Raw genomic sequence first — 12506 nt, 5'->3', positions numbered from 1 at the left:
ATAGGACCAATGAAACATCATATCATAAAATTACTTCTTCTTATTTTTATAGGAAGCACTTCTTATAGTAGTCTTGCACAGGCGGATACCCTTAGGGTGATGAGTTTTAATATTCTGCATGGGGCCACCACCAAAAACGATTTTAATCTGGATACCATAGCCGGAGTAATTAACCATTACAAGCCCGATTTAGTGGCTTTACAGGAGGTGGATTTTAAAACGAAAAGGGCTAAAAACTATGATTTGCCCACTGAATTGGGAATCCGTACAAATATGGCCTCCCTATTTGCCCGGGCCATGTATTATGATGGTGGGGAGTACGGGGAAGCGGTGCTTTCCAAATTCACCTTTATTGGTAGTGAAAGGTTGGAGTTGCCCCATTTGCCGAGTTCAGAGCCAAGGGCCGCCTTGGTTACCCGGATCAAAACCAAAAGGGGAAACACCATTCAGTTCGTGGGCACCCATTTGGACCACTTGAAGGATGAAACCGATAAAGTGATGCAGGCCAAGGCAATAGTTGCCCATTTAGGGGATACCGACCTCCCCACTTTATTGGTGGGCGATCTAAATGCAGAGCCCAATAGTAACACGATCTCCATTATTTCCGAAAAATTTTCAAAACCCAAACACCCCAATGCCTGGAAAGGTACTTTTCCTGCCACAGGTCCCAATATCTGTATTGACCATATCATGTACAATCAGCCAGAAAAATGGCAGGTATTGCATTATGAGGTGCTGTGTGAAAATTATGCCAGCGATCACTGTATCGTAATAGCGACCCTGGTATTTACTCCTTAGCCAATTTTTCATTTAAATATTGTCCCCTTACCAGTTTGGCAGTCTGGTGTTCCCCTGTATGGCTCCAGCCGGGGGGCATTATTATATATAGGAGTTTGTTCTTTAGTCCCGGTGCCTTGGCCACATCCTTGAACAAAGCTACAAATTCACCAAGGTAAACATCAAAAAAGTTGCCACTATCCATTTTACGGGTAATGCCATATTCAATTTGGATATCATGTTTTTCGTCCTGATAGGTGCCAAATACCTTGTCCCAGATATTCAATAAATTACAGAAATTGGTGTCCATATACAACGGGTTTCTGGCATGGTGCACTCTATGATGGGAGGGGGTTAAAATAATTTTGTTCAAAAATCCCATTCTGCCATCTTTCATTAAATTTTCACCAACATGGATAAACGCCCCATAGGTGCCATCTATAAACATGATTAAAAAGAGCAAAACGGGTTCAACGCCCAAAAGGATACATACCGTGGTCCTAATGGTATCGGCATATGGGGCTTCCAGAAAAAAATGGGCATGGGTTACGGAAAGGTTCATTTGTTCCGGGGCGTGGTGGGTAGAATGCAGACACCAAAAAAGGCGCACCTTATGCCCCCAATAGTGGTATAGAAAATGGGCAAATTCCCATACAATATATCCGTAAATAAACCAGTACCAGGTCATTTTTGTCTGGAATAGGGCATAGGGTTGTAGCCATCCAATAATAAGGGTCACCATGGCTATGGCTATAAATCGGCCAATAAACCTATTGAACACATAGATGAGGAAGTTTACCTTATATACCTTGGTATTAGGCTTTTTGTATACCATACCAAGGATGAATTCCAATACCAATAGAAGGGGAATTAAGGGGTAAATAAGAGAAACAACACCGTCATAAGTTGCGAAAACACTGTAATCCCCCGCCTGTAAGAGTTCCAATGCCTGACTTACTCCCAAAAATCCAACCACCTCCTCATAAAGGGTTCCCAAAATATCCATTAATAAATTGATTTTAATTAAACTGAGCCATAATATAATGAGAAAAGTTTAATTGTACTCCCAATTTAGACCAACGGCATTAATTCGCAAACCAATAGATGTATTGATACTCTTTGGTAACGGGTTTATTGGTCTTGATATATTACAGAAAATTAAAGGGTAGGTCTAAGTACATGACAAAAATCGTCTTAACAAGGTTTCTCGGAAAATCCGTTTTACCCCAAACCCTAAAGCCTGCCTGTCCGGTAGGCAGGGGAGCCTGATTTTCCTTGATTTCTCCCCTGTCCGACTACTTCGTTCAGGCGGGCTTTAGGGTCGGGGTTAAAAATCGAGGAAAATCTTGCGAAATGGAATCTTATAATGTACCATAGAGATAGGTATTAAGATGGCCCTTTTTACCTTGCTCATGTTTGTAGGGAAATTGATCATACAGGGCATATGGCTATTGGAACTCCAAGGGAACCTTGTTTCGATGCTTCCATCGTTTATGTGTCCAAAGGTAAAATTCTGGCTTTTCCCGTATCTGATCTTCGGTCAGCCTCAGGAATTGGTCGGTAATCTGATGCTTTTTGGTCTTACTGCCGGCCGTGGTTATGGGGATGAATTCTGCTTGGTAATAGCCCCTTTTTACTTTGGAAACCTTAAGGAAGACTACTGCCAGATCCAATTTTCTGGCCATACTCTCTGGGCCATTAAAAATTGGTGCCTTGACGCCCATAAATTCACTCCAATATTGTGCCCTTTTCACCTGGGGGGATTGATCGCTCACCATACCATAGGCAGATATTGTCCCGTTCTGTACATTCCTATATACCGTTTTTACGGTTTCCTGTTGGGTGATGAGGGTGGTATTCCATTTGGCCCTTATTTTCTTGATCAAATCGTCAAAATAGGTATTTCCAATTTTTTGATATACGGCATATCCTTTGGCATGTACATAATTGTTGATACTTACGTTCCATTCCCAATTGGCGTAATGGGAACATACGATAAGAACGCTCCTGTCCTCAACTATACCCTGAAGTACTTCAATATTGATGATCTTATAGCGTTCCTTTAGCTCCTCTTGTGTCAGATTCAAGGTCTTTACCATTTCCAGGAACATATCGCACATATGACGGTAGAAGCACTTTTGAATCTTATTAAGCTCATTTGCCGACTTATCGGGAAAGGCCATTGTAAGATTTTCGGAGACCACCTTTTTGCGATAGCCAATAAGATAGAACATTACAAAAAAGACAAGGTCCGAAAAAAAGTAAAAAAGTCTAAAAGGTAATATGGAAATAAGCCATAGGAGGGGATAAACTAGAATATAGACCAGAAACTGCATGCAGATATAATTAGGGCAAATATAGCTATATTTGAACCTAAAAATAATAGTTTTCTCCATGAATAACATTCATATCGCTACCATTGCCATTATGGCCGCCAATGTCCTTGCCTCTTTAAAAGGGTTTAATGATCAAACTTTCTTTGAACGTTACAAGTTTGGTGTAGGTGCCATTCAGGCAGGACAGAAAGATAGGATGGTTACTTCGGGATTTTTACATGTGGACCTTTCCCATCTTTTTTTCAATATGTTCACCCTCTATTTTTTTGCAGATGTGGTCATTGCTTGGTTTGGCCCCAGTAAGTTTCTTATCCTATATTTTATCAGTCTTGTTGCCGGTAGTTTATTGGCACTTTATTTTCATAAGAACGAACCGTATTACAGTGCTGTAGGGGCCAGTGGGGCCGTTACCGGTATTTTGTACTCGGCCATCCTGCTGGAGCCGGGGATGAGATTGGGAATCATGTTCATCCCTATTCCCTTGCCGGCTTATATTTTAGGGATCCTTTATCTGTTTTATTCTATCTATGGTATGAAAACAAGGATGGGAAACATTGGGCATACGGCCCATTTTGGAGGTGCTATCGGAGGGTATGTGGCAACCTTGCTCTTTAAGCCGGACCTACTGGTTACCGATACCTTAATGGTACTTTTATTGGCTTTGCCAATAGTGCTCCTTTTTATTCTTGGAAAAATGGGCAAGATATAAGTAGAGGCATAAGACATTCTAAAATCGTTTATAAATGGAATCATGGCGTGGTAGCGCTTTTCGGTCATTCACAATATTATTAAAGCATCCTTCCATAAAAAACTAAAAAAGGCCCGAAAAAAATTACGGGCCCTTTTTTATAAATTTTTTAAACCTTGTTATTGTAAAAGCTCCGAAATTTTCGATTCCAGTTCGGGACCTCTTAGGTTTTTGGCAACAATAACCCCGTTTTCGTCAAGAATAAAGGTGGCGGGAATTGCTTCTACATTGTATAGTTTGGCTACGGCATCGTTAAAGTAATCCAAACTGGAAATATGGTTCCAGCTAAGTTGGTCGTCCGCGATCGCCTTTTTCCAATCCTCTTCCTTTCTATCCAAGGAGACTCCAATAATATTAAGGCCTTTAGAGTGGTATTTGTTGTAGATATTGACCACATTGGGATTTTCAACCCTACAGGGCTTGCACCAGGCGGCCCAAAAATCAATAATGGTCACTTTTCCCATGGCCTCTTTTAGGGACAATTCCTTACCGTCCGGGGTGGGCCCTGAAAAATCGGGAGCCGTAGCTCCGATAGCCGTACTTTTACCTTTTTCTTCCCTGGCCTTGGCCGCCTCCAAACTTTTTAGAATGTTTTTGGCCGGCAGGGTTTCCTTTATCTCCGGAGTCAGGGCATCATACATTTTTTGAGCCTCTTCGCTCTCCACGATTCTAGTATTAAGGCCTTTTTCTATCAACAATGCGGAAATAAGACCGTTGGGATTGTTCTTTATAAAGTCTAGCTCAAAATTCTTATATTCCTCTTGAAGTTCGGCAAACTCGTCGCGCAAAGAGTTGACCGTAGCTTCGTTACCCCCCATACTTGCAGTTTGCATATCCTTTTGAATGGACATGGCCTGATCTGACAATGCCCTTGATTCGGATAGATAGTTAAAGAAAATATCGTTTTGTAAAGTGCCTTTTACCTTGGCAAAATTTAAACTATCCTTTTGGGCACTCAGTTCTATTTCGCCTTTTTCGGCAACAACAGGAGTATATCCCTGGATCTTATCAATAAAAACATATATTAAATCCGGAGTATCTGCAGGACCACTAGCGGTAAACTTACCATTTTCAACTGTGGTGGTGTCAATATCATAGGGCTGATTGTTTTCACCGATCTTCCTAATAAATATTTGCGTACCGTTTTCCACATCACCGGTCAAGGTTCCGTTCAGCACAAAACCTTCGGGTTTGCTGTTGCACGCTATAACACCTACAATTACCGTAAGGGATAAAATTATTTTTTTCATCTGTATAAAATTTTATAATTTGTTAAAAAAGAAGTAATTACAATATTCAATATAGATGTAACCACTTCGTTCCAGCCCGTACCGATAAGGTACGTTCGGGCGGGTTCGCATAAACTTATTTTAATCATATCGGTATGGTATGCTTAAAAAAGTTTATACTCATTTCATTGTTCTTTTCTTTTAATTGCCGCAAATGTACTTATATATGGCTAATAAAAAAAGCCATAAATGCTACAACAACATTCATGGCTTAATAAAATAGGATTTATTCGTTTACATTAAAACTGATAGCGCACTCCCAAGGCAATATCAAAATCAAAATTATCGGAGAAGTGTTTATAGCCCGCAATGCCGATTTCAGGTCTAAAATCCAATGAGATCAATAGGGGAATGTCAAAATTGTATTCAATACCGATATCCCCGGCAGCCAATACAAAAAGTCCGCCATCTGGGGTATAAATTCTGCCATTACCATCCTGCCTGGAAGCGAAATCCACACTTCCGAGACCACCACCGGCACCATAGTACCAATTGAAATTTCCGTCCAAGGGCCTAACCCATTGGTAAAGGGCCGTTAATTTAAAGGCATCAAAGTAGCGACTATCCCGCCATCCGAGGTTGGCTTCCAATCTGTTGTCACGGTCCAAAGATTTTTGATAGGAAATTTCGGCGCCAAATCCATCACTGTCCCCCAAGCGTAGACCAAGGGCGTGATCGGATATTTCCTGGGCATTAATAGAGAACCAGGAGCATAACATAAATAAGGTAAATAATTTTAAAATTTTCATAAGTGTTCTAAAGTTAATTAATGTAAAAATTAAAAATTGATTATTAATCTGAAACAATAAAACTTAATTTAGTGCCCAAAATTGTTTTGAGTTGGATAAAAATATGCTAAATAAATTAAATGCTGATTTAGAGGGCGATTTGTTTGTAGACAAATTAATGACCACCCTATATGCCACCGATGCCTCGGTTTATAGAAAAATGCCAATGGCAGTGGCTTATCCGAAGACCGAAGGGGATATTAAAAAACTGATTCTATTTGCTGGAGAACACAAAATAGGTCTGATCCCGAGAACTGCAGGGACTTCCCTTGCCGGACAATGTGTTGGGGACGGTATTGTAGTGGATGTCTCCAAAAATTTTACCAAGATTCTTTCTGTTGATGAGGTTAAAAAGCAGGTAACGGTCCAGCCAGGGGTAATCCGTGACGAGTTAAACCTCTATTTGGAGCCTTATGGCCTGTATTTTGGACCAAACACTTCTACTTCCAACCGTTGTATGATCGGGGGAATGGTAGGCAATAATTCATCGGGAACTACCTCTATACAATATGGGGTTACCCGTGACCAGGTCGTATCTTTAAAAACATTTTTATCCGATGGCAGCAAGGTAGAATTTAAGGATTTGTCCCTGAACGAATTTCTGGGCAAAATGGCCATGGATAATTTTGAAGGAAGAATTTATAACAATATCCATAAAGAATTAAGCAATAAGGATATACAGGCGGAAATTGTCAGGGAATTTCCAAAGCCCCAGATCCATAGGCGCAACACCGGCTATGCTGTGGATGAGTTGCTCCAGAACAATATTTTCGGGGATAGTGCCCTGGGAATAAACCTATGTAAATTATTGAGCGGGAGTGAAGGTACTTTGGCCTTCACTACCGAAATAGTGCTTCAATTGACCGATCTTCCCCCAAAACTTTCAGGAATGGTGGTTACCCATTACAAAACCTTGGAGGAATGTTTGTTGGACGTGGCCCCCTTAATGGCCCACAACCTACATACCTGTGAAATGATGGACAAGGTAATTTTGGACTGTACCAAAAATAACCGAACCCAACTGGAGAACAGATTTTTTGTGGAAGGGGATCCTGCGGCCTTGTTGATGCTAGAGGTTAAAGCGGATACCGAGGACGACTTGGACAAACAACTGTATCAATTATTGGAGACCGTTAAAAAATCTGGATTAAGCTATGCCAGCCCTATATTGAGGTTGGGAGACGTAAATAAGGCCATAGAACTTAGAAAGGCCGGATTGGGACTACTTGGCAATATAGTTGGTGACCGTAAGGCAGTTGCCTGTATAGAGGATACTGCAGTGGCCTTGGAGGATCTAAAGGATTTTATTGGGGAATTTACCCAAATAATGAAGGACTATAAGCAGGATGCGGTCTATTATGCCCATGCCGGGGCAGGGGAGTTGCACTTAAGGCCGATCTTAAATTTAAAGAAATCTGGGGATGTGGCCTTGTTCAGGTCCATTACCACGGACGTGGCCAAGCTTACCAAGAAGTACCATGGATCCTTTAGCGGGGAACATGGAGATGGAATTGTAAGGGCCGAGTTCATACCCTTGATGATAGGACAGAAAAATTATGAACTCTTGAAGCGGGTAAAAACCTATTTTGATCCCCATAATATCTTTAATCCGGGGAAAATTGTGGATGCCTATCCCATGGACGAGTCCCTACGGTATGAAATAGATCGTCAGGAACCGGAAATTGGGACCTTGATGGATTTCTCCGATAGCCAAGGTATTTTAAAAGCGGCCGAAAAATGCAATGGCAGCGGGGATTGTAGAAAAACCCATTTGGTATCGGGCGCCATGTGCCCTAGTTACCATGCCACAAAAAATGAAAAGGATACCACACGAGGCCGTGCCAACGCCCTGCGCGAATTCTTGACTTCTTCGGAAAAGACCAATAAGTTTAACAATAAGGAATTAAAAGAAGTCTTTGATCTTTGTTTAAGTTGTAAGGCATGCTCCAGTGAATGTCCCAGTAACGTGGATGTGGCCACACTAAAAGCAGAATTTTTATATCAATACCAGGAAGAAAACGGGTATCCCCTAAGGGCTAAACTATTTGCCTATAATACCGTGTTGAATAAATTGGGAAGTACCGTACCGGGTTTTACCAATGCCATATACGATTCCAAATTTTTTGGAGGATTGCTTAAAAAATCGGTCGGGGTTGCCGCACAGCGAAGTTTGCCTAAAGTCTATAAGTTCAATTTTAATAAAGCGCTTCTAAAAGCAAAGGATAGGGTGATTGCTACCAGGTCCAAAGTTGTTCTTTATATAGATGAATTTACCAACTATTTGGATGTTGAACTGGGTAGGGATGCCATTGAGGTGCTAACGCGATTGGGGTATGAGGTAGAACTTTTCTACGCGGAGAGCGGCAGGACCTATATTTCCAAAGGGTTTCTAAAACAGGCAAAAAAGTTGGCTATTGAAAATGTGGACAAACTTTCCAAGCTAACGGATATGGGACTTCCTATACTTGGGCTGGAACCTTCCGCCATTTTAACCTTTAGGGATGAATACAAACGGTTTGGCATTGATAAAAAGAAAATGGATTCCGTTGCCGGTAACTCTTTTTTGATAGAAGAATTTTTGGCCAAGGAAATTTGGTCCGGAGTATTGACATCGGATCAATTTACCAAGGAGGCCAGGACTGTTAAAATCCATACCCATTGCCATCAAAAGTCGATCTCTAACCAAAAGGTCACTTTTGATATATTGAACCTTCCAAAAAATTATACCGTTTCCATCATTAGTTCCGGATGCTGTGGTATGGCAGGGTCTTTTGGTTATGAAAATGAGCACTATGAGGTTAGTATGCAGGTGGGGGAACTAAAGTTGTTTCCGGCCGTTAGAAAATCTACGGAAGATGTAATCATAGTGGCCAATGGCACCAGTTGTAGGCACCAGATATTTGACGGTACGCAAAGGAAGGCCCTCCACCCCATTACGGTTTTAAAGGAGGCCCTAAGTTCTTAACTGGATTCTTTAAATATGTTTTGGAGGCATAGGGATACGTTTTGAACTATTTTTATTAGCCGGACGACAATATTAAATCTTTGTTTTTTTTGGTATTTTTTTCGGAGCTTTTTTGGAGATGACAGCGGTGGCCAGTAATTCATGAATGTCCATGCCCTTAAGTTCTTCGTCCACGAAGAAAGGAGAGAGTTTGTCCGCACTATATCGATATATTTTCCAGCGTTTAAATGCATATTCAAGGGCTGTAAGGTTTTCTACCCAATCCCCGGAATTTAAATAGGTACAATTACCTAATCCATTTTCATAAATCTCTTTTTTGGGCAGATGGATATGGCCGCAGATAATATAATCAAAGTTTTTGGCGATGGCCAACTCCTTGACCGTATGTTCAAAATTTTCAACGAACCCTACAGTACCCTTTAGGTTGTTCCTTTTTGATAAGGAGTGTTTTTTGCTTCCCAAGGTGCCCAAGATCCAATTTAGGGAACTGTTAAGGAATATTAGGAGACTAAAACCTTGCCTTCCCATTTTGGCCATCCATTTTGCAGGCTGAATGGGTATATCAAGAATATCACCGTGAAAGAACCAGGCCTTTTTCCCATCTATTTCCAAGGTCAACCGATCTACAAAATGGATGTTTCCCAAGGAAGTGCCACTGAATTTCCGTAGCTTTCCATCGAGGCTCCCTGCAATATAATACACTTCGGTGCCATTGGTGGCCATGCCCATTATCTTTCTAAGTACTCTTATATGTGTGGCCGGGAAATAATTCTTGTTATATTGGCAAATATCCACTATATCGCCATTTAAAATGATCTTTTTGGGGTTTATACTGTTCAAATAGGCCAGTAGTTCATCCGCATGGCAACCGAAAGTTCCTAAATGTACATCGGAAATCACTACCAATTCTATTTGTCTCTTTTTCACAGAGGTGGAGTTTCTTCAAATTAAACCTTTGGATATAAATTTAAGGTGAAGATAAAATGAAATTAGAATAAGGAAATGGTTAAGTTTACATTAAGTGGGTCCACTTCTGTTTTAATGTGATATAAGCAGGATTTCTATTTTCGTATCTCTGTTTTAAGATTTACCTTTGGATCTTTGAGCTGATACGGCCATTAAGGCCAGTTCTTAACCACAACCTTAGATTTACACATATGGCAGGAAACACTTTTGGAACCCTTTTTAAATTATCCACATTTGGAGAATCGCACGGTGTTGCCATCGGTGGCGTACTGGAGGGTTGCCCGGCAGGAATTGAATTGAATGTGGAGGCCGTTCAGAAAGATCTGGACAGGCGTAAACCCGGTCAGTCGGCCATTGTGACCCAACGCAAGGAACCGGATACCGTGGAGTTTTACTCCGGGATTTTTGAAGGGAAGACCACCGGGACGCCTATAGGGTTTGCCATACACAATACCAATCAGAAGTCGCATGATTATTCACATATAAAGGATTCCTACAGACCTTCGCATGCCGATTATGTATACGACAAAAAATACGGTTTTCGGGATTATCGCGGAGGAGGTAGAAGTTCGGCCAGGGAAACGGCCAGTAGGGTAGTTGCAGGTGCCATTGCCAAACAATTCCTGGGCGATATGAAAATAAACGCCTACGTTTCGCAAGTGGGGGAGCTCTCACTTAACAAAAGTTATCGGGAACTGGATTTTTCCCTTATAGAATCCAACCCGGTACGATGTCCTGATACCGCTACTGCGGCTAAAATGGAAACCTATATTAAAAAGATAAAAAAGGAGGGCGACACCATAGGTGGAATAATTACCTGTGTTATCCAAAATGTACCCATTGGCTTGGGGGAACCGGTCTTTGATAAGTTACATGCAGAACTGGGGAAAGCCATGCTTTCCATTAACGCCGTTAAAGGTTTTGAGTACGGTAGCGGTTTTGAAGGGGTAAAGATGAAGGGAAGTGCGCATAACGATCAGTTTAATACCGATGGTACCACCAAGACCAATCACAGTGGCGGTATTCAAGGCGGGATAAGCAACGGAATGGATATCTATTTCAATATTGCCTTTAAGCCTGTTGCTACCGTTATCCAGGCTTATGATACCATAGATAGGGAAGGGAATAAAGTAAGCACCCAGGGCAAGGGCAGGCACGATCCCTGTGTAGTGCCCAGGGCGGTACCCATTGTAGAGGCAATGGCCGCTTTGGTCATGGCAGATTTTACTTTGCTGAACAGGACCGTTAAATTATAGCGTTATATTTTTTGGTGCTTTGTACCACAAAATGCTATCTTTCCAATCAAATTCATTGTTATTATGAGGAAGTTGGAATTGCATTGGCAGATTATTTTGGGAATGTTGGGCGGCGTTCTTTTTGCGCTGGCCATGGTACAGTTCGATTGGGGCCCCAAAATGGTCTCCGATTGGATCAAACCCTTTGGGAATATCTTTATCAATTCCTTAAAGCTAATAGCGGTTCCATTGATATTGGCTTCCTTGATCAAGGGAGTTTCCGATCTAAAGGATATTTCCAAACTTTCAAAAATGGGGGGGAGGACCATTGGTATTTATCTAATAACTACCGTACTGGCCGTTTCTATCGGACTTGCGATAGTGAACATAATAAAGCCCGGATCCTCTATTTCCGAAGAGACAAGGAACGAATTGGTGGAAAATTATAAGGGTGATGCCGATTCCACAATATCCCAGGCCAATGAACAAAAAGAGTCCGGTCCGTTACAGGCCTTGGAAGATTTGGTACCCAGCAATATTTTTAACGCGGCCAGTGATAATGGTAACATGTTACAGGTCATCTTTTTTGCCATCTTTTTTGGAATAGGCTTAATTTTGATTCCAGCAGAGCAGGCCGATCCGGTCAAGAAATTTTTTGATGGCTTCAATGAGGTAATTCTCAAGTTGATAGATTTAATTATGTTGACCGCTCCCTACGGTGTTTTTGCATTATTGGCCGCATTGGTAGTGGAATCTCCCAGTTTGGATCTTTTTAAGGCCCTTGGATGGTATTCAATAAGTGTATTATTAGGTTTACTGTTAATGATAGGGGTCTATATTTTACTTGTATGGGTTTTTACCAAACGCAGACCATCATTTTTTATCAACGGAATTTCCCCTGCCCAATTACTGGCATTTTCTACCAGCTCCAGTGCGGCCACACTTCCTGTGACCATGGAACGGGTAGAGGAGCATTTAGGGGTAGAGGAGGAGGTGGCCAGTTTTGTGTTGCCCATTGGGGCCACTATAAATATGGACGGTACCAGTCTTTATCAAGCGGTCGCAGCGGTATTTATTGCCCAAGCTTTTGGAATGGATCTTAGTTTGGGGGCACAATTGGGAATCATTGTAACGGCTACATTGGCTTCCATAGGTAGTGCCGCTGTACCGGGAGCAGGCATGGTGATGCTGGTTATTGTTCTGGCACAGGCCGGAATTCCGGAAGCCGGACTGGCACTCATCTTTGCCGTTGATAGGCCCTTGGATATGTGTAGAACGGTAGTAAATGTTACTGGGGATGCTGCGGTATCCATGATGGTGGCAAAGTCTGTGGACAAATTGGGGGAGCCCAAGGTCAAGGAATGGGGAGATCATTATAAGTCGTCCAAATAATTCATTGTAC

Annotated in this window: 10 protein-coding genes; 5 read left to right on the top strand and 5 right to left on the bottom strand. The window is 41.7% G+C overall.

Going from position 1 to position 12506, the window contains the following annotated elements; genetic code table 11:
- Positions 1-9 precede the first annotated feature (9 nt).
- On the top strand, positions 10-798 hold the full coding sequence (locus tag D0S24_RS06880) for an endonuclease/exonuclease/phosphatase family protein (protein WP_117019105.1): 789 nt from the start codon (positions 10-12) through the stop codon (positions 796-798).
- On the opposite strand, the gene D0S24_RS06875 is transcribed toward D0S24_RS06880, so the two are convergent.
- Positions 788-1783, bottom strand: a complete 996-nt coding sequence (locus tag D0S24_RS06875; RefSeq protein ID WP_117019104.1) for a sterol desaturase family protein — start codon at positions 1781-1783, stop codon at positions 788-790. The two genes, D0S24_RS06880 and D0S24_RS06875, sit on opposite strands and share 11 nt — an antisense overlap.
- Before the next feature lie 442 nt (positions 1784-2225).
- A complete protein-coding gene (locus D0S24_RS06870) occupies positions 2226-3173 on the bottom strand; it encodes a lysophospholipid acyltransferase family protein (RefSeq protein ID WP_309545093.1) in 948 nt (315 codons plus the stop codon).
- On the opposite strand from D0S24_RS06870, the gene D0S24_RS06865 reads away from it, so the two are divergent.
- Positions 3172-3822 carry a rhomboid family intramembrane serine protease gene (locus tag D0S24_RS06865; RefSeq protein WP_117019103.1) on the top strand — a complete coding sequence of 217 codons (651 nt, stop codon included), beginning with the start codon at positions 3172-3174 and terminating at the stop codon, positions 3820-3822. The two genes, D0S24_RS06870 and D0S24_RS06865, sit on opposite strands and share 2 nt — an antisense overlap.
- Positions 3823-3980: 158 nt before the next feature.
- Here the strand turns inward: D0S24_RS06865 and D0S24_RS06860 are convergent, their stop codons facing one another.
- Together D0S24_RS06860 and D0S24_RS06855 are read right to left on the bottom strand one after the other, a co-directional pair.
- Entirely contained in the window at positions 3981-5111 is a 1131-nt protein-coding gene (locus D0S24_RS06860) for a TlpA disulfide reductase family protein (RefSeq protein ID WP_117019102.1), read from the bottom strand.
- Between the two features lie 278 nt (positions 5112-5389).
- The gene (locus D0S24_RS06855) at positions 5390-5899 is read right to left on the bottom strand and encodes a hypothetical protein (protein ID WP_117019101.1); all 510 of its coding nucleotides are present in this window, start codon (positions 5897-5899) and stop codon (positions 5390-5392) included.
- Between the two features lie 103 nt (positions 5900-6002).
- On the opposite strand from D0S24_RS06855, the gene D0S24_RS06850 reads away from it, so the two are divergent.
- Positions 6003-8903 carry an FAD-binding and (Fe-S)-binding domain-containing protein gene (locus D0S24_RS06850; RefSeq protein ID WP_251795736.1) on the top strand — a complete coding sequence of 967 codons (2901 nt, stop codon included), beginning with the start codon at positions 6003-6005 and terminating at the stop codon, positions 8901-8903.
- A gap of 72 nt (positions 8904-8975) precedes the next feature.
- Here D0S24_RS06850 and D0S24_RS06845 read toward each other — a convergent pair whose 3' ends face one another.
- Positions 8976-9830, bottom strand: coding sequence for a UDP-2,3-diacylglucosamine diphosphatase (locus tag D0S24_RS06845; RefSeq protein ID WP_117019099.1), 855 nt, complete (start codon positions 9828-9830; stop codon positions 8976-8978).
- Positions 9831-10060: 230 nt separating this feature from the next.
- Here D0S24_RS06845 and aroC point away from each other — a divergent pair, with 230 nt between their 5' ends.
- Positions 10061-11125, top strand: coding sequence for a chorismate synthase (aroC, locus tag D0S24_RS06840; RefSeq protein ID WP_117019098.1), 1065 nt, complete (start codon positions 10061-10063; stop codon positions 11123-11125).
- Positions 11126-11188: 63 nt separating this feature from the next.
- On the top strand, positions 11189-12496 hold the full coding sequence (locus D0S24_RS06835) for a dicarboxylate/amino acid:cation symporter (RefSeq protein ID WP_117019097.1): 1308 nt from the start codon (positions 11189-11191) through the stop codon (positions 12494-12496).
- Positions 12497-12506: the final 10 nt, after the last annotated feature.

It is taken from the genome of Arenibacter sp. P308M17, assembly GCF_003426735.1.
Taxonomy (GTDB): domain Bacteria; phylum Bacteroidota; class Bacteroidia; order Flavobacteriales; family Flavobacteriaceae; genus Arenibacter.
This window is presented reverse-complemented; position numbering and strand designations above follow the sequence as displayed.

What these genes read in the sequence shown, in the direction of transcription:
- D0S24_RS06880 (WP_117019105.1), top strand. Translation starts at nt 10, where the DNA reads ATGAAACATCATATCATAAAATTACTTCTTCTTATTTTTATAGGAAGC.
- D0S24_RS06865 (WP_117019103.1), top strand. Translation starts at nt 3,172, where the DNA reads ATGAATAACATTCATATCGCTACCATTGCCATTATGGCCGCCAATGTC.
- D0S24_RS06870 (WP_309545093.1), bottom strand. Translation starts at nt 3,173, where the DNA reads ATGGAGAAAACTATTATTTTTAGGTTCAAATATAGCTATATTTGCCCT.
- D0S24_RS06860 (WP_117019102.1), bottom strand. Translation starts at nt 5,111, where the DNA reads ATGAAAAAAATAATTTTATCCCTTACGGTAATTGTAGGTGTTATAGCG.
- D0S24_RS06835 (WP_117019097.1), top strand. Translation starts at nt 11,189, where the DNA reads ATGAGGAAGTTGGAATTGCATTGGCAGATTATTTTGGGAATGTTGGGC.
- aroC (WP_117019098.1), top strand. Translation starts at nt 10,061, where the DNA reads ATGGCAGGAAACACTTTTGGAACCCTTTTTAAATTATCCACATTTGGA.
- D0S24_RS06875 (WP_117019104.1), bottom strand. Translation starts at nt 1,783, where the DNA reads ATGGATATTTTGGGAACCCTTTATGAGGAGGTGGTTGGATTTTTGGGA.
- D0S24_RS06850 (WP_251795736.1), top strand. Translation starts at nt 6,003, where the DNA reads ATGCTAAATAAATTAAATGCTGATTTAGAGGGCGATTTGTTTGTAGAC.
- D0S24_RS06855 (WP_117019101.1), bottom strand. Translation starts at nt 5,899, where the DNA reads ATGAAAATTTTAAAATTATTTACCTTATTTATGTTATGCTCCTGGTTC.